Raw genomic sequence first — 22,369 nt, forward strand, 5'->3', positions numbered from 1 at the left:
GGATTCCGTCTGTTCTTGTCGAGGAGGGCTCGTGGTCAACACGGCGATAGGCGCGACCAGGCTTCTGATCTCCCAGCTCGGGAGTCGGGAGCAGGTGGTCACGGGCATGGATCGTGCTGAGCATGAAGCGTGGATCGTGCCTGCTCTTGTAGTCGGTCCACACCAGACGCTGCTAGAGGTCGAGCTTCGGCGGTGGAAGACAGCCGGCGAAGTCGTGGCGAGCAGTCGGGGCGACAGTCATCCGTACTTCCAACGCCTCGTTCAGGGTTGCCGCCTGGGTGTCGTAGAGAGGAGTGACGGAGGACCCGGCGCTTCAACGCTTGGACATGTCGTGTGGGACACGGATCGCGAGTGGTCGACAGTGAAAAAGGCAGAGGTCTCTGACCTGGATCAGGATCTCGGAGGGGATGCCGAACGCTTGTTGTTCGGCCTCGGCGTCGAGGCAATTGCGACTCGCGAGCAACTGTGGAGCGACACCAGCAAGCGTCGCAACTATCTCGAGGCACACTTCGATCCAGACGATCCCGTTCCTCCGCTGGCCATCTACGTCCTGACCCGCGTGTTGCCGGTGCTCGCAGCAGTGGATCGAGCCGTTCGATGAACCGGCCGATCAAGATCCAGCTGCCGACGTCCTTCGGCATGGGGGAACTGATCGCCGCTCAATCGACCGTCCTTGCCGCGCTCGGCTGGGATCTCGGGATGAAGTACGACGCATACATGCGACCTCGCCATGGCGGTCACTGGTTGGAGGACCTCAGACAGAAGCGCTGGGAGGAGACCCATCAGAGTCTCTACAAGTTCAAGCTGACATTGGTGGATCCCTCGTTCGTCATCACCGAGCCGCTCAAGAACTCTGGCTCCCCACTTCGTGCTTGCCTCCCGACGAATGTCGGCTTCTACGACCTGCTCGAGACTGCCTGGAAGATCCGCAACTCCGCCCAGCACTTCGACCCGCCGATGACGGCCGAGCTCCTGCACGGCCGCACGAAGACACTCGGGAACCTCGCGCACCAAGCCGGACTCTCGGTGGCCGAGGACTGCAAGGCCCTTCTCGCTCGACTGAACGCCATCGGACAAGGCAAGGTCGTGCATCCAGGACAGCTGCTGTCCGAGCTCCGGAGTCGACTGGACGCGGAGAAGGAAGCCGCGAAGGATCTGGCGGTCCAGGTAGCCGAACTTCGCAAGAGCCTGTCGGAGGCCGAGTCGACGTCGAAGGAATCCGACGAAGAGGCGCTTCGGGGCGAACTCGAGAGATTGCGAGCCGCTGTGGTCGTCGCGGAGGCCGAGAAGGTCCTGGCTGCGGAGAACGTCACGGCGACGTCGATGGCTCTGCAGGTGACATCCGCGACCTTGCGCGACGAGTCCGACGAGGAGGTACAGGGTCTGGAGCCTGGCGATGATTGGCCTGCGCCCCCTGGATCGAGGATCTTGAGGCTCATGCCACACGTCGGCGACCTCTACGATCCCGCCAGCGAGGAACTGCTCTCCGATTCGGTCGGTCGAGCGTCGATCGACGCGGTCGTTCTGTGGCGGCAGTTCATCCCGCACGGCGGCGTGGTCCACCTGAACGAGGCAGGTCAAGCGTGTTCGCTCGTCGGTGCGAAGTACGTGTATCTCGGTTCCTTGGACGATCTGGGACGCGAGGTGGCGGGATGATGGTGGTCTCGCCCCTTGGATCCTCAGTCACTCGTCGGTCCGCTATCCCAGTTCCCACGTGGTGGAGGAAAAGTGCCAGGCATCTTCGACAATCTGTCCGATGAATCAGCGATCGGGCCGGCTCTTCAGTCTGCGCTGAGTGCCTTCGAGACCTGCGACGTAGCGACCGGCTACTTCGACCTTCGCGGTTGGTCGAACTTCGCTGACATCGTGGATGACAAGAGCGCGGAGGGGCAGCCGGACGATCCCGCGCTCGTGCGGGTGCTCGTTGGAATGGTGATGCCGGCGGACGCCGCTGCCATGCTTTCGGCGTTGCAGGAGACGGTGCAACCGCCACCGTTCGGATCGGACCTCAGTGACATGCCCAAGGCGCAAACGGCGAAGGCCTCACTCGTGAACCATCTGCGTACCCAGCTGATGCGCGGGCTTCCGTCTGCTGCCGAGCGGAGGACTTTGCAGTCGCTGAAGACTCAGCTGGAATCGGGCACGGTCCAGATGAAGGTATTCACTGCGGCCCCACTGCACGGCAAGACGTACATCTTCCACGCGCCGAAGAGCTCTCTCGCCAAGCGAAGGGCGTACGTCGGGTCATCCAACTTCACGAATGCGGGCCTCTTCAGGAACCTCGAACTGAACATCGACGTGACGGATGAAGACGCCACCGCAAAACTCTCGGAGTGGTTCACGGGTCGGTGGGACGACCCGTTCTCTCTCGAGATCACGAAGGAGATCATCGAGCTCATCGAGGAGTCCTGGGCGTCTGAAGATCAGCCGACTCCCTACGAGGTCTACATCAAGGTCTGTCATGCGCTTTCCGAAGACGCGCGCGAGGGGATGGGGTACGTCCTTCCTCCATCGATGGAGAACCTGCTCCTTGACTACCAGATGACCGCGGTCCGCACGCTCGCACGGCGAATCGTCCGGCGCGGCGGCACGATGCTTGGCGACGTCGTCGGTCTCGGCAAGACCCTCACCGCCGTAGCGACCGCGCTGATGCTCGAAGCTGCCGAGGATTACACGACCCTGGTGCTGTGCCCGAAGAACCTGCAACACATGTGGGAAGAGCACCTGGACCGCTATGGCCTCGTGGGCGCTCGCGTCGTTCCCTACTCGATGGCTGACAAGATCCTTCCGGAGCTCAAGCGCTTCCACCTCGTCATCTGTGACGAGTCGCACAACCTGCGGAACAACACCACCAAGGCGTCGGAGGCAATCAAGGACTACGTCCGCCGCAACAGCTCCAAGGTCCTGCTGCTCACCGCGACCCCGTACAACCTCGCGTTCGCCGACGTGGCCAATCAGATCGGTCTATACATCGAGGACGACGACGATCTCGGCATCCAACCAACGGCGGCGATGGCGAAGGATCCAACAATCGTCGACAAGGTCGACGGCAAGATCACGACCCTTGCGGCCTTCCGTCGATCGGAGGAGCCAGAAGACTGGAAGCGCCTCATGAGTGACCACCTGGTCCGTCGCACCCGCTCGTTCATCAAGCGCACCGCGAAGAGGGAGCCGGTGACGCTTCCGAACGGCAAGGTCATCGAGCGTGAATACCTGGAGTTCGCCAACGGCACGCGGTTCCACTTTCCGACGCGTGTGCCCAGCCCGCTGTGGCACGAGTTCGCCGAGGACGACCCCGCGCTTCTCATGGAGGACGAGACCACTCTCGACGCGGTACGAGAGCTCACGCTGCCGCGCTACCGCCTGGCAGACTACGACGACCCGAAGGCGCCGCACAGCGACTCTGACACCAAGATCCTTGCCGACATCCGCTCCGGTCGCGGCAACGTCAGCGGGTTCGTACGGATCGGCCTCTTCAAGCGCCTCTCGTCGTCAGGACACTCCTTCATCTTGAGCCTCCAGAGGCAGCGTGCGCGCAACCAACTCTTCCTCTATGCCATCGACAACAAACTTGATGTGCCGCTCGGCAGCTTCAGTGACCACCAGTTCATGGTCACGGACGAGGACGTGGAAGAGGACCAGGACGGCTACGGGAGTCTGGAGTCGCAGTATAAGGAACTGAAGCGTCGTCTCCCTGCATCGACGAAGTGGCTGAGCACCCGGGTCTTCAAGGAGACGCTGCGCAAGGACCTCGAGCGAGACAACCGCATCATCACCGACCTGCTTGACAGCTTCGGTACCTGGGACCCGGCCAAGGACTCGAAGATCGATGCCCTCGTCGACCTGCTCCGCGGCCAGCACAAGGGCGACAAGGTCCTGGTCTTCACCGAGTATGCCGACACCGCCGTCTACGTCGCCGAGGCGCTCAAGACCGCCGGAATCGCCAATGTCGGACTGGCTTCCGGTGATTCCGAAGACCCGTCTGCACTCGCTCGTCGGTTCTCGCCCGAGAGCAACAAGCTCCCCGGCGACGAGGAGGACGCAACCCCGGTCGACGATCCCATCGACATCCTCATCGCCACCGACGTGCTTTCCGAGGGCCAGAATCTCCAGGACTCCCACGTCGTAGTCAACTACGACTTGCCCTGGGCGATCATTCGGATCATCCAGCGGGCCGGCCGCGTCGACCGCGTCGGGCAGAAGTCCGACACCGTCAACATCTACCTGATCTCGCACAAGAAGGTCGAGGACGCGATCCAGCTGCGGCAGCGCATCCGCCGTCGGCTTGGCGACAATGCGGCCGCTTTCGGCTCCGACGAGCGCTTCTTCGGCGACGACAAGGAAGTCAACATTCTCGACGACCTCTACAAGGGCGTGGTGCCGGATGAAGAGGAGTTGGACCAGGACGAGAGCGAGGCCGATGCGGTGAGCGAGGCGTGGCTTGTCTGGTCGACCGTCAAGGAACACAAGCCCGACCTCGCTACCCGGGTGCTCAAGATGCAAGACATGCTCCACAGCACCCGCGACCCCTACGACCACGAGACCAATTCCGGCATCGCCACCTTCGCGAGCACCACCTCCGGAATCGACGCGTTCGCCGCATCGTTCGACAACGGCGACGGCGACCCCGTCGAGCGACTGCTCACTCCGCTGGAGGCTCTTCGCATCTTCTGCGCTCAGGAGTCGACCCCTACCGCACCACTCCGTGCGGACCACTTCGAGCGCGAGGTGAAGCTGGTCAGGGAAAAGTTGACGACAGAGATCGTCACCGCGGGCAACCTCAAGGGCGCACGCAAGTGGGCCGTCGAACGCCTGGGCGGAACGATCTTCGGCGCAGACGCCAGCGAGGCCCTCGTTGTCATGAACGACCGGCCCCTCACGGAATACGCCAACATCCGGCTACGCCAGGCGCGTCGAGCCAAGTACGCCGACCAGGACCTCGCCGATCTGATCAAGCAACTGCATGACGAGGAGCGCCTCGTCATTGGGACCACCGAGAAGGATGAGATCAAGATCGTGTGCTCGATCGGGGTGACGCCGCAATGACCGACAAGCTCATCGCCAGGGCCGAGGAAGCCAAGTACGGCGACCTGTTCCGCTTCGACTTGTTCTGGGGTGCTCCGAACCATCCGCCCATCGAGGTCGACCTGGGTGACGGTCTCAAGCTCATCGCCACCAACGTCTCCTCCTACCAGGGGGTCCGTGTCTGGGAGGTTCCTGCACTTCCTGGCTCCTCTGCCGAGGCCAAGATCGACCACGCCATCGCTAAGACTTCGACCAACCGTCTCGTGATCTTTCACGATGGGGACAAGCAGATTTGGCGGTGGCCCTCGCGCACCACCAAGGGCTCCGGCGTCATCTCTCGTCCAGCTCGTCACGTCCACAAGGCGGGGAGCAACGATCCCAAGTTCCTGGCGAAGCTCGAGGCGATCCGGCTCCCCACTGACGTCCAGATCGACGTGAACGATCTGCTCTCCCGCGTCCGAGGGGCCTTCGACGTTGAGACCAAGAACGAGACGAAGCGCGCATCGAAGCTCATGGCGCGGATGTACGCGGCAGTGGAGAAGGGGTATCCGCCCAGCGTGGACCCGAAGAAGCGGGATCATGAGATCTCGGTAACCCTGGCTCGTGTCCTCTTCCTGCTCTTCGGTGACGACACCGAGATGTGGAAGGACTCGTCGGGCGAGCCGGTGCCCGACCTGTTCCAGGACTTCATGAAGGACCACACCGAGCGCGACGGTTCCGACATCGCCGCCCGACTCAACGCACTCTTCCGTGCCCTAGACGCAGCGCCTAGCGAGCGCAATGGCCTCGCGCCCGAGTTTGCGGTGTTCCCCTACGTCAACGGTGGAATCTTCGACGAGAAGATCACCCTGCCGGATCTCGACAACGACTTCCGCAAGGCCATCCTCGATGCCAGCGCAGTCGACTGGTCGACCATCAGCCCGGCGATCTTCGGCTCCATGTTCCAGTCGGTGCGTGACGCGCAGACGCGACGTGAGCTTGGTGAGCACTACACGTCCGAGGAGAACATCCTCAAGACGCTCAACCCACTCTTCCTTGACGAGTTGCGTGCAGAGTTTGATGCCGCGGTCGCGCGCGACACCGACCGGAAAAAGGAGAACGCGCTCCAAACACTGTGGTCAAAGCTGGGTGACATCCGCTATTTGGACCCCGCGTGTGGGTGTGGCAACTTCATCATCGTGGCTTACCGCGAGCTTCGGGATCTCGAACTTCGCGTGATGGAGGCCCTCCAAGACCTCAGCGGCTACGCGCAACTTGCATTTGACCCCACGCTGAGCCTGAAGGTAACGCTCGACCACTTCTTCGGCATCGAGATCGACGAGTGGCCCGCTCGGATCGCCGAGACGGCCATGTTCCTCATCGATCGCCAGTCCGACCTCAAGATGAAGGAGCGCTTCGGTGTCGCACCGGAGCGCCTTCCGATCCAGCGAGCGGCTCGGATCGTGGTCGGGAACGCCCTGGCTCTTGACTGGGCAGCCATCTGCCCGGCAACGGCCACCGTCGTCGTGGCGGGCAACCCGCCGTTCCTCGGCCACGCGACGCGCTCCGAAGCGCAGGCGGAGGAGTTGCGTGCGGCGTGGGGACGTGACGAGATTAGTCGTCTTGACTACGTCACTGGCTGGCACGCCAAAGCGCTGCGTTACCTCAAGGGACGCGGCGGTCACTGGGCGTTCGTAACTACAAACTCGATCACCCAGGGCGATCCAGTCCCGCTGTTGTTCGGCCCGATCTTCGACGAGGGATGGCGAATCAAGTTCGCGCATCGAACCTTTCCATGGACGTCGGACGCGGCTGGCAAAGCGGCGGTGCATTGCGTCATCGTGGGCTTCGGACGGGACGTAAAGAACCCAGTTCTCTTCGACGAGGTCGAGGCAGGGGGAAGTTCACGTGTGGTGAAGTCCATCAACGCGTATCTGGCTGACGCCCCGGACGCTTTCATCACCAAGAGGATGGCGCCGCTCGGGGTGGGACTCCCCGAGACAACATTCGGCAACATGCCGCGCGACGACGGAAATTTGATCGTGACCACCGATGAACTCGCTGAGGTGGAAGCCGACGCGGTTGCTTCCAAGTATCTTCGTCCGTTCCTGGGGGCAGATGAACTTCTCAACGGACGTCAACGGTGGTGCTTGTGGCTTGTGGGCGCTGAGGAAGACATTCACCGAAGCGACGTACTCAGCGAGCGTGTAGAAGCGGTCCGTGAATTTCGGAAGCGGAGTTCGGCCGCGAGCACACGTCAAATGGCGGAGACTGCTCATCTCTTCGGACAACGGCCCGGCCTTCACTCGAAGCCGTATGTGGCAATTCCACGGGTTTCAAGTGATCGGCGCCCCTACTTTGCGGCGATGCATGTCTCTCCCGACGTGATCGCAAGTGACGCCACCTTCACTGCCTCGGATCCGGACGGTTTCCTATTCGGAATGATTAGCTCTGCAATGTTCATCGCTTGGCAGCGAGCAGTCGGCGGGCGGCTAAAGTCTGACCTCCGTTTCTCGAACACCATCGTCTGGAACAATTTGCCTTTGCCGAGTGTTGAGCCGGACCTGCGCGCGCAGATCGCCGGAGCTGGTCGCACTGTGCAGGCCGCTCGTGAGGAGCGTCCAGGACTCACTCTTGCTCAACAATATCTTCCTGAAAACTTCACCGGAGCACTTGAGCGGGCACACCGCGAGTTGGATCGCTTGGTCGACCGGATCTGGGGTGGGAAGAGGCTCCCGGCGACGGAACAGGAGCGTCAGAGCGTCCTGTTTGACTCTTATGTTCGCGAGACAAGAGGCTTGGTGTGATCACCTAGCCGGATACGCCCCAGAGTCGTCCGCTTCGCATGGCGAATCTGGTCCCTTGGCCAACGGAGCTGCTGCGCCAGGACTTCGCTCCAGTGAGCGAGCGAGTGCTGAGGACGTAGCGAAGTTCCTCTCCGCGGCTCACCTTCGTAAACTTTAGGACACGGTTGTCGTACGTGGTGGGCTACGGTGCTTCGGGGACAAGTAGCGAAATGACGTCCATCGAATTATCGCTGAATCGGATCGGCGGAGGCGCGACCAGGGACGGATCATTCGGATGCTCGATCGCGACGGTACCGAGCGCCGTGTTGCGTGGCACCTCCTCGGCTGACGCGCCGAAGAACAAGCGCATCAGCGCTGACATCATGAGTTGATTTCCAGGCCTTGCTGGACCCCTGTTTCGGCTCGGCACGCCGCCTACAATCCAAAAGTTCGTCGCCGATGTTAGTGCAGCGAGCTGCTCTGCGCTGAGTCCGCGGCGAGCGCCGATGCGGCCAGAGCCGCCCGCGACATCGTCGTTGCGGCCGACCTGGTCTTTCGGGAAGGCTTCGAAGCCGTGGCGATAGCGATCGATCAACGATGTCGCCTGGGCCCACGCATCCGCAAACCATGCCTCGCCTGCTCGCATGGCTAGGTCAACGGTCTTTTCGGCCTTCGTCGTGGGATTCCGGACCATCTGCAGGGTCCCTGCCTCATGGCCAGCGATTAGGCCATTCCGCGACATGTTGCCGGACCCGATGAGATGCCTCGGGAAGTCGAGCCGCGGGCTGCGAACCACTTCGGGTGCCAGGGCACGTACGGCACGCAGCCCCGTCGTTCCGGGACGCGGATCCCGTCGTGGACCTCAACAGAGGCGGGAAGGGCGGCAAGACGCTCGAGTGCTGTTGGATCCGACCGATGCCAATCAACGCTCGCAAGGAACCGCTTGGTCACTCGGCTCCAGGGCGCCTCGGCGCCCAGCGAAACGATGTTCGACATCAGGGTGTCGACGCCGCTGTCGGTGACGTACGCGACGGCTGCGTCAAAATTTGTGGGATTCATCCGCAGAAGATCGATGATCGTATCGATGTTGCTGATCGGGGCGCCAACTGTGCCGGGTGGGCCGATCGATCGTTGTTCGAGCATCAGATTCCCCATCTCTCGGACCGCTTGGCGAGCCTATGGCCCGAAAGCGACGGGCACTGGGATTCGGTGCGCGAACGGTGAGCATGTGTGACAGCGTTTCGCTGAGTCTCAGGTAGATGCTCGTGCACTGGGAATGATTGCGTTGTCGAAGCCATGACCTACCGGGCCGGGGCACTCGCCCGCGGACCTCGAGAGAAGTTGTGGGCGAGACGAGCAACGCCTATGGAAACCGGCTCGCCGACGTGTTCCCGGCCTCGCTAGAAGGCTCCTGCATCGTGCGAAAAATTTGAGCTCCCGGCGCATCGGGGCGAAGAACTTGAAGCGCAGCGGCAGGCGCGACAGCATGTCGTGGAGGCGCTTCTCATCCCAAACTCGTCTTCTTCCGCGCCTGGAGTTTCGCCCTAAGCGGCTCGGCGCGACCTCGGCGCGCTACCAAGAGTGCAGCCTCAGATTCGTCCGAATGCAGTCGCTGACTCGGGTCGGGAGCATCGCCACGCTTACCAGTAGTAACTCACCTTGTCCGTTCGAAAGTCGATGCCGGGTTCGTACTAGGACGTGGGTTCAGGATCCGCAGGCCTCTCGTGATGTCCCCGTCGGGACCGAGAACGTCTACAGCGTTGAGCCGCACGAGTGCTGCGCGGAAGCCGCGGTTCGGGCGTGCGCAGGGGAGCGGTGCGCGGACCGCGCCGAGGGCCTGCTGTAGCGGGACGCCGAGCGTGAGCGCATAGGCGATCGCGACGGTCGGCGTCCGGGAGTGGGAGGCGACGCAGTGCAGCAGTACTCGCTTGCCCTCCGCGCGCAGCGCCGCGACGGTGCGGGCCGCGTCGACGATGACGAAGTCAAGGTTGGGATTGGCGGCCGGGTCGGGGAGGTCCTGCAGGCGGAACGTCACCTGCTCCACGTCGTCCGGCACCTGGTCGGTGCCGGTGAGGCACAGCGTGACGACGGCGTCGACGTCGTCGGGCAGTCGGTCGAGCTCGGTGGCCGAGGCCATCCACACGCCGTCGTCGAACGGGTGGCGCGCGAGCGCCGAGCGGCCGTACTGCAGCGGCGTGTAATCGATGTGCTCGACCAGCGGCCACCCGTACTTGCCCGTCTCGCCGCGGTGCGCGGCGAGGAAGGCGAGGCGCTCGAGGTCGCGTGAGTCCAGACCCGGGTAGCCGTGCAGGATCCGTCGCCACTCGGCAGGGACCGCGCTCAGGCCCCAGCGTGCACCCAGCAGGGCGCCGGCGATGGAGGCGACGGTGTCGGTGTCGTCGCCGACGTGAATGGCTGTGCCGAGTGCGTCGACGAGGTGCTCGCACGCGAAGCGATCACCGCCGGGGACGGGCGTCGAGACGATCGACGCCCACGCCGCCATCAGCGCAGCGACGCTCCAGCCGTTCGGGCGGAAGGTCGACGAGTGCTCCGACTCGGCGCGGTCGATGCGCTCCGACCAGAGATCGCGTCGGTCCTCCGGGAGGCGGGCGACGCCGGCGCGGAGGTCGAGCTCGCCGGTGAGGACGGCGTGGCGGATCGCGAGGCACCACAGCACGCACGCGTCCTGAGCCTCGGGGTCGGGGTGGGTCAGGCCGCCGACGGCGCGCGCCGCCTCGACGAGCCCGTCGGGATCGTCCAAGTAGACGAGTGCGACGGGGGAGGTGCGCATGAGCGACCCGTTGCTGCCGGTGCGTCCTGTGCGCTCGTGGCGGTCGCGCGCGGCAGCAGTCATTGCCTCACCGGTCGGGTGCGACCCCGCGGCCCGCAGGACCGCGCGGGTGTTGATGCCGACGTCGGGCGGGGAGGTCGCGAACCAGGCCGCGAACTCGCGCGCGACGGCGGTGAGGCCGTTGTCGCTGCGCAGGTCCTGCCCGGTCGCGGCGACGCGCAGGACGCCGAGCGTCATCGACGTGTCGTCGGTCCACTCGCCGGGTGCGAAGTCGCCGAGGCCGCCGCCGATCATCTGTGGCGGCTCGTCGGGGGAGAGGGGAGTGCAGCCGAACTCGTAGCCGGCGCCGAGAGCGTCGCCGGCGGCGGCGCCGAGGATGACGCCGCAGGCTCGGTCGACCTGGGCGTGGGTGAGGTGGAGGGTCATGTCGTGTCCTTTCGCTAAGCGGTTCAGGCGCCGGCGAGCGCGAGCTCGTGGCGGGGGTTGGTGAGCACCCGGTGGACGGCGCCGCCGCCGTGATCGAGGCCGCTGATGTGGACGTACTGGCTCACGCCCTCGACGGACCAACCGTCCCCGGCGGGCCGAGTGCGCCGGACCGACGTGACCGCGGCCCGTTCGAGAAAGCGGCGGGCGCGTCGTGACGGTGTGGGAGTCGGCGCCAGGTCGAGAGCGTCGAGCGCGGCCGCCCGCAGGATCGAGTCGAAATCGCGCTGCAGGAGGTGGTCGTTGCCGAACACCTCGGTCACGGCCGGCTGGCCGGCTAGGGCGACGAGGACGCCGAGCTGACCAGGCAGCGGTCGGAGATCGGCGATCAGGGACTCGACCTGGGATGCGCGCCGGTCAGCGTGGTCGGTGAACGACCGCGTGCGCGTGGCGCCGTGCCGCTCCTCGTAGTGGCGAACTCGCTCCCAGACCGCGGACTGGGAGTCGGCGTCCTGGCGCAGGCCGGCGCGAATCCGCAGACTCGCGCGTCGGTCGGCGTGACGGTGCGTCGCGTCTCCGTTCCAGCGCTGTTCCTCGACGCACACGACGTCGACGTCCGCCCGCGCGTGGCGCTCGACCACGACGGATCGGGCGAGCATCCGGTTCTGCCAGCCGCCCACGAGGACCTGCCCCTCCAGCAGGAGGGCGGGTCCCGCGCCGCGGTTGACAACCTGGAGGGTGCCGACCTGCGCGCCTCTGGTGCATTCGCCAACCACCACGTCGGCAGTGCTCGACAGCGTTGAGGTGAACTCGCCCCAGATCGGGAAGATCGTCATCGCGTCCCGGGTTGTCCCGTGTCCCACGTGCAGCTCGTTCATGCTCACCATCTCCTCTTTGCGCGTAACTGCGCTAACCTGATGTTGTGAGACTACGACACGACTCGGACACTTTCAGCAGAAACCGTCTAAGTTGGTGCTCGTGACCGATCTGGCGAGCTTTCCGAGACCCAACGTCGCCGTCGACGTCGCCGTCCTGACGCTGAAGGGAATGCAACTGCACGCCCTCGTCCTGGAGCGGGCGGACGACCCTGCTGGCATGGCCTTGCCCGGCCGATTCATCCGACCGGACGAGTCCGTGGTCGAGACGCTGAGAGCGGCGTTGCGCGCCAAGGCGGCCGTCGATGTCGGCGAACGTCGCCCCGAGCTGGTCGGCGTGTTCGACGCCCCGGGGCGCGATTTGCGCGGCTGGACCGTCTCGCTCGGACACGCGGTGGTGCTGCCCACACGGCAGGTTCAGGGGCGAACCGTCCCCGTCGGGGAGCTACCTGAACTCCTCTTCGACCATGCGGCGATCGTCGAGGAGGCGGTGCGGCGGGTGCGGCTCCGCTACGAGCTGCGACCAGACCCGGACGGGATCCTCACCGATCCGTTCACGCTCGCCGAATTGCGCGAGGTCCACCAGGCGGTGCTAGGCGAACCGCTGCAACGCGACAGCTTCCGACGACGCATGGAGCCGCTGCTGTTGCCGCACGTCCAGGGCGGGCGTCAAACGTCGCGCAGCAGCGGTGGTCGGCCGGCGCGGACGTGGACGGTCGCGACCGTCAACAAGGCGCCGCGGCACGTGAGGTTGCCGCGTGTCAGGTGATCACCCGTCGTCAGGGACCGTCCGAGCTCCGAACTTGCGGAGCTGACGTTCGAGAGGTGCCCAAGGAGAGGACTCGCGGGATGACAGGAGCTGAAACAAGGACCGGGCCCGCTCGGCCAGGTCCTGGTCGGTGGGCTCCAGCAGGCCTGCGAATCGCTCGTCTAGCAGCCACGACGAGTTCCGCGACGCGTGGAGCGCGACACGGTCAAGGAAGATCTCGACGGCTCTGGTGCCAGACAGGACGCCCGAGTCGAGGTCGAGCCAGGTGAGCTGATCTGCCCACAGGCGCGCCCTGGCGCTGTCGCCCGCGACGTCGAGCACCGTGCCGAAGGTGCCGGCGGACTCCACCTCGTTCGCGGTGAGGTACGCCTCGACCTCGTGCATGAGCCGAAGCACGTTGTCGTCCGTCATCGAGACACCGACGAAGAGGGTGTGGCGCGTGAGCAGGAGCGACTGCAGCATCGAGGCTGAGGGACGGCTGACTGCGTCGTAGCGCACCATGTGATGGCGGGTCAGCACGATCTGATCGGGATGCGCGACGTCCCCGTGCAGCTTGAGGATCCATCGGTCACTCTCGAGGGCGGACTCCCACGGCATCACGCTCGCGATGCCCCGTCCGGTTGCTTCCACCGCCTCCTCGTACAGCAGGTCGTAGTTGGTGGTGATCACCTCGTGCGGGTCGAGGGCGGCCACCATGGCGTGCAGCAAGGATGGCCGGTGCTCACCGCTGAACGACTCGGCCACCACTCGTCGGAAGCCGCCCTCACTCGACTTCTCGATCAGCCCCGCCTTGTCGGTCGCGGAGAAGTCGCCGGCAGCCGCCAGCACGTCGACCATGCTGTAGCGCTTCGCCAACGTCCCCAACAGTTCGTGCCAGCTCGGCAGCCCGCTCGGGATGGACACTCCCGCTCCCATGAAGACGGCTAGCCGCCCGCGGCGCGCAAGTGCGCCGAGTCGACGCGCGTGGTCCTCGAGCTCCTCTGTCACCGGCGACGGCAGGTACCGTCGTGCATGCTGCGCGGCCGCATGCACGGCCGGGTCCGGCGTAACGAGCGCGACGTCGACGCCGATCTCTGGGCACGCCGACGAGAGATGGTCGACGAGGGCTCGGACGACATCGCCCCGCCGCTCGGAGAAGCCACCCGCTCCGATGCCCACGACTGGCATCGCGACCAGGGGAGGGCTCATGGCACCGCGGGTGGGCAGGGTGACGGCACGCACCGTCTCGCGCAACACTGCGTCGAGCCTTCGCAGGACTTCGTCATACGTCGTCTCGATGCTCACCGCCAGGACGATTGGAGCGCCCGGATCAGTCGTCAACGGCACGGTCGCCCATCCGCGCGTCATGTCGAGCGGCTCGTTCCGCGGTCCCGCCACATCGGACCAGTGCTGGCCAAGCAAGCCGGAATCGTCCGTGACGACGACCGCGACATCGCATGTCACGCTCTCGAGCCTGCCGTGGACGACGAAGAGACGACCCTGATCGACGAGTTTCACAGGACCAGGGTGTCGTCGCGTGCGGATCGTGGCAAGGCGCTCCATCCGGGACGCTTGGGTGACGACCTCATGCTGTCGAGGCAGGCGCGCGTGGCTCGATGGGATGAACCACGCGGCCTGGAGCCGAAAGAGGTGTCCGAGCCGCGCAGGTCCTGCAACCGTGGCGGGCACGGGGGCCATTCAGGGCCACGACGATCAGGAGGATGGTCCAGGGTGCACGAGATCACGTGTCCGGGGTGCGGGAAGAACTTCAGCATCGACGAGGCAGACCACGCAGAGCTGCTCAGCCAGGTCAGGGACGACGCCTTCGAGAAGGCCGTGCGCGACCGACTGGACCTCGCGGAGCAGGACAAGACGAACGCGGTCGCCTTGGCACTTGCCGAGGCCAAGGCGTCGGCGTCGCAGCAAGCGGCGACGATGCAGGCCGAGGTCGAGCGGCTGACCCAGCAGGCGAAGGACGCTGGAGCGCTCGCCGAGGCGAAGTCGGCCGCCGCCGCGCAAGCCGAGCTCGTCAAGAGGGAAGCCGAGATCGCGAAGCTCAAGGCCGACCTGGAGCGAGCCGCGATCGGCCAGAAACTCGAGCTGGGTGAAGCCCTGGCGCCGGTGGCCAAGGAGCGGGACGACCTGCGCCGCGACCTAGAGGCGTCGAGACAGGAGCTGTTCGTCCGAGAGACCTCCCTGAAGGAGAAGTACGAGACGCAGCTGAGGGACCGCGACGAGGCGATCGAGCGGCTCAAGGACCTGAAGGCACGGCTGTCCACGAAGATGGTGGGCGAGACCCTTGAGAGGCACTGCGAGATCGAGTTCGACAAGCTTCGCGCCACAGCGTTCCCCACCGCGTACTTCGAGAAGGACAACGACGCGAGCACCGGGAGCAAGGGCGACTACATCTTCAAGGAGTGCGACGCCGCCGGGACCGAATTCATCTCCATCATGTTCGAGATGAAGAACGAGTCCGACGGCACCACAACCGCGAAGAGGAACGAGGACTTCTTCAAGCAGCTCGACAAGGATCGTCGCGAGAAGGGGTGCGAGTACGCCGTGCTGGTCTCGCTGCTGGAGCCGGAAAGCGAGCTGTACAACGGGGGAATCGTGGACGTCTCGCATCGCTACCCGAAGATGTACGTGGTCCGCCCGCAGTTCTTCATCCCGATCATCACACTGCTGCGGAACGCTGGGCAGCGAACGTTGGAGTACAAGTCCGAGCTCGCGCTCGTCAAAGCGCAGAACGTCGACGTCACGACGTTCGAGGTAGAGCTCGAAACGTTCAAGACCGGATTCGCGCGCAACTACGACCTGGCGAAGCGCAAGTTCGACACGGCCATCAACGAGATCGACAAGACCATCAAGTCCCTGGAGAAGACCAAGGAAGCGCTGCTGGGGTCGGAGAACAACCTTCGCCTAGCGAACGACAAGGCGCAGGATGTCACGATCAAGCGTCTGACGAAGAGAAATCCCACGATGGCTGCGAAGTTCGCCGAGCTCCGGGTTGCCGAGGCCGAGCCGGGTGCCGCAGACGGGCGAGGCAACGCCTGACCCGAGACACCCGGGGTTGCGGGGCGACGTCGACGGCGCCCTGTTGGTTCGGGGCGACGTTCACCGAACCAACAGGCGTCGTGTCTGCTCCCGACGTGGGCCTGTGGTTGAAGGGTCGTCAGTGGACCGCCCGGACCATCTCGTCCGCCCCGACGACGACGCGTCCTGCGTCCTGTGCACGTCGAAGTGCAGCGAGGACCGGGGCCGTCAGGGCGTCGGTGCGCCGGCGCCAGCCGAAGAGCAGCAGCGTCTCCTTGAGGAGCTCGTCCTCGGTCATGCCGTGCGCATCGCGGCATAGGGCGACGATGGCGTTGCCGATCTCGACCGGGTGGATGTCGGCGATGGGTCGCGGATCGTCGAGCGTCGCCGTCCGGAAGGTGGTCCACGACGTGCGGTCGACGCCCACCGGCCAGGCGAAGCCCTCGTCGTCGCGCATCTCCCGCGGGATGCAGCGCACGATGGACTCGATTCTCGCTGCATTGAGGCGCGTCAGGTCGAACGCTCCCGCGGCGAGCCGAGCGGCTCGCTCGGACGACACCGGACCTTCCTGCTGGGCGATGCCACGGAGCACCTGTGCGACCTTCTGCGTGGCCTGGTGCCCCGGGAGTGCGTCGAGGGTAGACCTGGCACCGGCCTTGCGCGGTGCCCAGGGACGGAAGGGTTCTGAGTCGGTCAGTTGCTGGTCAGCCAGGGAGCTCGCCGGGGCCGCCGAGGCGAACGAGTGGGACGCGGGGTGCGGGTCTGTCACGACGCCAGCGGCTGCGGATGCTGCACGCTCGGGTTGCCCGGAGACGCCCTGCTGCGGATGGTCCGGCTTAACGTCAGCAGACGTCGACGATGCGGGCTGCGAGGCATGGGAGACTCGCGGTGCGTTGCGCGCGGTGTCGACCTCATCGACAAGCCGTCGCAACACGGACCCCCGGTCCTTCAGCCACTCGGGCATCCAGACCCGCTCCACCGACCGCCAGCCCATGAGGTTCTCGAGGACCGACACGGGCAGGCCGTCACGGTCACCCACCGTGCGGCGGGAAGCCCACCCCTCCCCGTCGAGGAGCACGGCGACCAGAGGCGAGTCGGGTGCCGACGGGTGCGCCAGCGCGAGGTCGATCTTGAAGTCGGACAGACCGAGGTCCGTCGTCACGACCAGACCGGCCTCACGGCACGCCTCGGCGATCTCGTCGCGGTGGCGGTCGACCACCGGTCGGGCGGAGGTCGGTCCACTTCCGGCCCCTCGGGCAGCAGCCGACTTCATATATGCGGCAAGATCCTTGATGCCAACGGATGACGTTTCCTCCACGCGTAGTTCGCTCGGGTCGAAGGAGGTGAAGATGATCACCTGGGTTCGGGCCCGGGTAATGGCAACGTTCAACCTGCGTTCGCCTCCGCGATTGGTGAGCGGCCCGAAATTCAGTGGTAGCTTGCCGTTCTGCTTGCTGAAGGCGGTGGAGAAAAGGATGACATCCCGCTCGTCGCCTTGCACGTTCTCCAGGTTCTTGACGAAGAGTCCCTCGCCGTTCGTCCCGTCCATGGCCTCGAGGATTCGAGCGTCGTCGAGGTCGCGGAGCATCGACTCCACCAGGGTCCGTTGCGGCATGTTGAAGGTCACGACGCCGACGGACGGAAGGACTTCGGGTGAGGCGGTGAAGCGCCGTCGAATCTCGGCGACGATGGCTTCGGCCTCGACACGGTTGGTCCCCTTGTCCCGTCCGGGTGTCCGGACGAAGGTGCCGTCGAGCTTGACGAGGCTGACGCCGGCAACGGGGTGGCCTTCGTCGTCCACTCCGGGGTCGGGTGCTGGGAAGGATGAGAGTCGGCTCTCGTAGTAGTGCTCGTTGCTGAAGGCGATGAGGGACTCGTCCTTGCTCCGGTAATGCCAGGTGAGAGCCCGACGGCCGACGCCCGCCTGAGCGACCTCGGTGAGGATGCTCTCCTCGTCGGGCTGGACCAGCAGCTCGTCGGTCTGCCCGGAGTCATCGACAGACGGCTCCGCGAAGGACGTGGGCGGCATCTGCTTGCTGTCACCGACCACCACGGCCGACGTTGCACGACCCATGGCACCCACGGCGTCCGCCACACGGATCTGGGAGGCCTCGTCGAACACGACCAGATCGAACGTGATCGAGCCGACGGGGAAGAATCGAGCGATCGAGTCCGGACTGACGAGGACGCACGGCATCACCTGCGTGATCAGGTCGCCGTAGGTCGCGAGCAGCTCGCGGACCTTCATCCCGCCGCGGCGTCGTTCGAGCTGACGTCGAAGCTCTCCCACCTGGCCCCTCTCCGATCCGGATCGGAAGGGTCGGGCAGCGAGCACGTCGGCGGCGACGGAGGACTGAAGATGCGCGCGCAGGTCGGACATGGACGTCGCGAAGCGCTGGACGACCTTGTCGTGGGCCTCTGGATCGAAGCCGTCGAGACCAGAGGCCAGCATTCGCTCCTCCATCGAGGCGAGCGCCAAGCCCTTCTCCATCGATGCCACGGCGGAGGTGCTTCCCACGCGGCCCTCGAGAACAGCGTCGAAGGCGGACTCGAGGTGGAGGTCGCGCAGCACTCGAGCTGCGGACACGAAGTCGAGCCACCGGTCGAGTGTCCGCTCCGCCTGGGCCGGGGCACCGCGCGCGGCCGTCCCGGACGCCCAGGTGGGCACGAGGGGAGCCCCGTCGAGCCAGTCGCTGAGATCGTCAGAACTGGCCCTGGACGCCGTCCAGAGTGCCTGCGAGGCCGTGTCTACCGCTCGCAGCGCCGTGCTCTCGCGCTCGCTCAGCACCAGGTCTGCGTCGATCAGTGCCCGCAGCGCCTGGCCGAAGGCGTCGAAGGTTCCGTCCGACGATGGCGCGATGCGGGCCGCCTGGTTCTCCAGCCACTCGAGCTGGGATTCCGCAGCTTCCAGTGAGGCATCCGTGTAGGGGTTCCACCCCAGCACTGGGCGGGTCCCTGGGATGCCGGAGCGGTCGGGGGCGATCGCATCCGCGTTCGTGCGAAGCTCGACGAGCTGGTCGAGCACGGACACGGCCTCCTTCGGGCGCACCGGACTCGTCAGGTGCTCGTCCAGGGGTGAGAGCGCCGCCAGGATCCGCTTCTTGCGACCGAAGAATCCGGAGGTCGAGGCAGCGGCCACGGCCTCGCGGATGCTCGACAATGGCTGGTCGAGCGCCGATGGCTTCGCTCGCTCGAGCACGGCGGGGCTCGCGCTGCTGAGAGCGTTGAGGGAGTTGACGTAGGCGTCGCGCCGCTCGGTCCAGGAACGAGTTCGCACCTGGTCCAGCTCGGCAGTCGTGACGGCTGGACCGTGTGTCAGGGCCACCAGGGCCGTCACGTCCTCCGGGGTCGTCGCCTGGTCGACAGCGTCCCTCAACGGTCCGGCCGGTGGCAGGTCAGCCACGGCTCTGTCCAGCTCTGCGGCGGCAGCGAGGACGCCTCGACGGTCATCGATGACCCCGCGGATGAAGCCCCAGGGATGGTGAGGCTGAGGGCGGGCGAGGTCGGCAGGATCCTCGAAGTTCCTCAGCGACGTGCGAAGCCTCGACAGTGCCTCGGCGTCGAGCGAGATGAGCTCCTCCGTAGTGATCGGCAGTGCCGGCAGCTCGTCAGGATAGGCAAGGACCTGGGTTCGGGCCGAGTAGAAGGAGAGGCCTGCCGCGTTCGTCTCGTGAAGTCGAGTCGCGTACCTCTGCAGGGCCCGCCGCGCACTGCTCACCGCCTCCTGCTCGGCTGTGAGGCCTTGCCGGTCGAACTCCAGGTGCAGGTCGAGCGCTTGCTTGATCTGGTCTCGGACCATCGCAGGCTTGCTGGACTTGTCGTGCAGGTCCAGCGAGAACGGCCCCATGCCCACCGACTCGAGGCGGGACGAGACCACGTCGAGAGCGGCGCGCTTCTCCGCCACGAAGAGCACCCGCTTGCCTGCCGCGATGGCCCGTGCCAACAGGTTCGTGATGGTCTGCGACTTGCCGGTGCCAGGCGGGCCCTCGAGCACGAAGGTGTGGCCGGCCACCGCGGCGGCCACCGCCTCGAGCTGGGATGCGTCGGCCGGGATCGGGCAGTGAGCGTCGAGGTCGTCGAGGTCGTCCATCGACTCGTCGATGAGGGGATCGCGGAACTCGCCCGTCGGGTCCTCGACCAGGTGCCGGACCAGGGGAGCGCTCATCAGACCCTGCCAGTCGTCGTCGAGGTCCTTCCAGAGCCTGAACTTGGCGAACTGCAGCACGGCGATGTCGGCGGACTCGTCGACCCGATAGGGGATCTCCTTCTCGGCGAGAGCGTCGCGCACGGCGGCGAAGGTGGCAGCGAGGTCGATGCCGTGCTCGTCCTCTAGGGGGTTCTCCAGCCCAGGGATCGTGATCCCCTCCGCCTGCCGGAGCTTCTCGATCAGGCAGTAGTTCGGCGTGCTGGCACCAGACTCGTCCAGCTGCAGGCGGTACAGACCGCGGCGTGACCCGGGCACGAGCGTGACCGGGAGCAGGATCAACGGTGACTTGAGCGCGCGGCCGTCGACCTCCCAGTGCAACGATCCCAGGGCCAGGTAGAGGTTGTTGGCACCGGTCTCCTCCTCGATGGTCCGCGCCTTGTAGGCGAAGTTGCGCATCTTCCGGAGGTAGGAGTCCAGGGTCTGACCGGTCCGGACGTCGGTGAAGATGCGCTTGGCGTCGAGGATCTCCTTGAGCTGGGACACGGGGAGATCCGCGCCGAAGCGCACACCCTGCGCTTCGCTGGTCGAGGGAATCTGGTCGCCCGGCAGCAGCGTGAGCGACTGCCCTGCGTTCAGCAGATCCTCCACGTGGGCGATGCTCCCCGGCGGCACGGCGAGCTGGATGGCGGACCGCCCGGTGAAGTTGATGAGCTTGTTGCGCAGGCTCAGGTCCAGCAGCGAGTTCTTCCAGGACTGGACGCGCGGCGGGACGGACGGCGCGGCCTGACCAGAGCGACCGTCGACCTGCGGAGTCGTCGACACGACCGTGTGGCCGGAGTGCACGGTCGGGACGTACTCGACGAGCGTGGTGTCACCAGTGCTGCTGACGCGCATGGCCGGGAGCGGGAGCACCTGACTCTGGCGCCGGACGACTCGAACGTCCACGACGCCCTCGAAGCGCGAGAGAGTCCCCGTGAGGTAACTACCGCGCGTGCTCTCGTGCGCGTCGTCGTCGAAGGCGGCAGACGCGTCGCCGCCGGCGACACGAGTCGTTTCCAGCACCCGAAGCCTGCCGCTGTCGACGGCGTTGGCAGCGAGCTCCATCGACTCGACCGACGCGATGCCCAGGTCCTCGTCTCGCCAGTAGCCGAGGAAGGCGTGCCCCTCGACGACGAACAGCACGGGGTGAAGTCCGGCGTGCTCGATCGCGGCCGCCAGGACGACCGTCGTGTCCAGGCAGGTGCCGACTCTTCCTTCGAGGACTTCGCTCGGTGTGCGGACCTTCTGCCCGGCTGCCCAGCTAGCGGGTGGGTTGCTGTAGGTGATGTTGCGTCCCCGTGCCTCGTCCCAGATCGCCTGCACGATGGCGTCGGCACGTTCCGGTCCGGCCTGGTACCCCTGGGTCGAACCGGAGCCAGTGGTCCTCTCGAGGCGCACCCGGACCGCGTCGAGGAACGATCCGATGCTGGGATCGTTGGGCTGGACGAAGGCCGCGAGTGTCTCGGTCGCGAGCGGGTTGAGTGCGGAGCGACCAGAGCCATCGGTCGAGAAGATGGTCCGCCACGTCCGTGCCGAGCCGAGCAGGACATCCTGGCGGAGGCTGGTGACCTCGTCGTTCTGGTGAACCTCGAGGACGAGCTCGGCCGTGGTGTCCTCGCTCAGCTGGCTCATGGCTGCCAGATCGACCTGGAGCGAGACAGGGTCGATTGCCGCGCTGCCGTCGGCCTCGGGCTCGAGCTCGACCGCGAAAGGATGAGTCAACGATGTCCCTCGATCGTCCAATCGGATCTTCAACACCGCCGGCACCTCGTGGCCGATCCCGTCCACACGCACGGAGTGCACGAAGGGGATGCGGTTGTAGACGAGCGCGTAACTCGCCCAGTCGTTGGCCTGAACGGTGATGGACAGCGTCATGGAGGTTCCTCCCGATCGTCGACTCGACGATCCTTGGTCCGATATCGCGGGTAGAGGGTTGCTGGGTAGATCTTGGTGCTCGGATGGTCTCGGACTCGTTGTCACACGTGCTTCAACCTCTCCGAGTCAGGAGCTCGAGGGCCGTCCTGCGCCGCCGCTCGGAACGCAGCCGTCACGTCCCGCGCGCCCGGAGCGCCGAGTAGGTCGTCCGTCATGAAGGCCACGTCTCCGCTGACGTGTGAACGATATGTGGCACGGCTGCGGATCTCCGAAGTCGGAACGAGTGTCGCTCGAAGCACGCTGTAGTCGACAGACGACAGTTGCACGAGGGCGCCGAGGCCGAAGTCCCAAGACCGAAACGGCGACATCTGTCGTTGGGAATTCAAGATCGGATGACCGACCACACGTGCCTTGACCTGAACCCGCGTACCGTCGTCGAGCGTCAGGTCGTAGGACTTGACCGAGTTGGGAGCGAGTACGCCGCCGAGAGCACGTTGAGCGAGCCACTCGGCGTAGTCACCTGCAGGCGCGTTGTTGGTCCGGACGATCTCGCGTGAGCGTAGCTCTCGTAGAACTGCCGCGTAGCCGGCAAGGAGTTGCTCGGGCGTGGCCGAGGTGAGCTGTTCGACGGTGAGCACGATGTGGTCC

The 22,369-nt window shown here is 65.6% G+C and carries 12 protein-coding genes; 6 read left to right on the forward strand and 6 right to left on the reverse strand.

Annotated elements, in window-relative coordinates; translation table 11 throughout:
- Positions 1–31 precede the first annotated feature (31 nt).
- From ASF35_RS18245 to ASF35_RS11930, 4 genes are all read left to right on the forward strand, one after another.
- Complete coding sequence (locus tag ASF35_RS18245) at positions 32–601, forward strand: hypothetical protein (RefSeq protein ID WP_162239311.1); 570 nt, start codon at positions 32–34, stop codon at positions 599–601.
- The gene (locus ASF35_RS11920) at positions 598–1,656 is read left to right on the forward strand and encodes a hypothetical protein (RefSeq protein ID WP_055967630.1); all 1,059 of its coding nucleotides are present in this window, start codon (positions 598–600) and stop codon (positions 1,654–1,656) included. Before ASF35_RS18245 ends, ASF35_RS11920 begins: the two co-directional genes overlap by 4 nt.
- A 72-nt stretch (positions 1,657–1,728) precedes the next feature.
- Positions 1,729–5,046: a helicase-related protein gene (locus ASF35_RS11925; RefSeq protein WP_055967633.1), complete on the forward strand. Its 3,318-nt coding sequence runs from the start codon at positions 1,729–1,731 to the stop codon at positions 5,044–5,046.
- The gene (locus ASF35_RS11930) at positions 5,043–7,811 is read left to right on the forward strand and encodes a DNA methyltransferase (RefSeq protein WP_055968562.1); all 2,769 of its coding nucleotides are present in this window, start codon (positions 5,043–5,045) and stop codon (positions 7,809–7,811) included. The genes ASF35_RS11925 and ASF35_RS11930 overlap by 4 nt, the downstream gene beginning before the upstream one ends.
- A gap of 181 nt (positions 7,812–7,992) precedes the next feature.
- Here the strand turns inward: ASF35_RS11930 and ASF35_RS18070 are convergent, their stop codons facing one another.
- From ASF35_RS18070 to ASF35_RS11940, 3 genes are all read right to left on the reverse strand, one after another.
- Positions 7,993–8,385, reverse strand: a complete 393-nt coding sequence (locus ASF35_RS18070; protein ID WP_162239312.1) for a hypothetical protein — start codon at positions 8,383–8,385, stop codon at positions 7,993–7,995.
- A gap of 1,059 nt (positions 8,386–9,444) precedes the next feature.
- Complete coding sequence (locus tag ASF35_RS11935) at positions 9,445–11,007, reverse strand: ADP-ribosylglycohydrolase family protein (protein ID WP_082495487.1); 1,563 nt, start codon at positions 11,005–11,007, stop codon at positions 9,445–9,447.
- Positions 11,008–11,030: 23 nt separating this feature from the next.
- Positions 11,031–11,882 carry an ARPP-1 family domain-containing protein gene (locus ASF35_RS11940; RefSeq protein WP_156368028.1) on the reverse strand — a complete coding sequence of 284 codons (852 nt, stop codon included), beginning with the start codon at positions 11,880–11,882 and terminating at the stop codon, positions 11,031–11,033.
- Between the two features lie 100 nt (positions 11,883–11,982).
- Between ASF35_RS11940 and ASF35_RS11945 the strand changes: the two genes are divergently transcribed.
- Complete coding sequence (locus ASF35_RS11945; protein WP_200931758.1) at positions 11,983–12,648, forward strand: hypothetical protein; 666 nt, start codon at positions 11,983–11,985, stop codon at positions 12,646–12,648.
- Here ASF35_RS11945 and ASF35_RS11950 read toward each other — a convergent pair whose 3' ends face one another.
- On the reverse strand, positions 12,649–14,145 hold the full coding sequence (locus ASF35_RS11950) for an SIR2 family protein (protein ID WP_055967641.1): 1,497 nt from the start codon (positions 14,143–14,145) through the stop codon (positions 12,649–12,651).
- 213 nt (positions 14,146–14,358) lie between these two features.
- Here ASF35_RS11950 and ASF35_RS11955 point away from each other — a divergent pair, with 213 nt between their 5' ends.
- Positions 14,359–15,681, forward strand: coding sequence for a DUF2130 domain-containing protein (locus ASF35_RS11955; RefSeq protein WP_055967644.1), 1,323 nt, complete (start codon positions 14,359–14,361; stop codon positions 15,679–15,681).
- Positions 15,682–15,799: 118 nt separating this feature from the next.
- Here the strand turns inward: ASF35_RS11955 and ASF35_RS11960 are convergent, their stop codons facing one another.
- A complete protein-coding gene (locus ASF35_RS11960; protein WP_055967647.1) occupies positions 15,800–21,721 on the reverse strand; it encodes a DUF4011 domain-containing protein in 5,922 nt (1,973 codons plus the stop codon).
- Positions 21,722–21,822: 101 nt separating this feature from the next.
- Positions 21,823–22,359, reverse strand: coding sequence for a hypothetical protein (locus tag ASF35_RS11965; protein WP_055967649.1), 537 nt, complete (start codon positions 22,357–22,359; stop codon positions 21,823–21,825).
- Positions 22,360–22,369 lie beyond the last annotated feature (10 nt).

It is taken from the genome of Aeromicrobium sp. Leaf291 (assembly GCF_001423365.1).
Taxonomy (GTDB): Bacteria; Actinomycetota; Actinomycetes; order Propionibacteriales; family Nocardioidaceae; genus Aeromicrobium.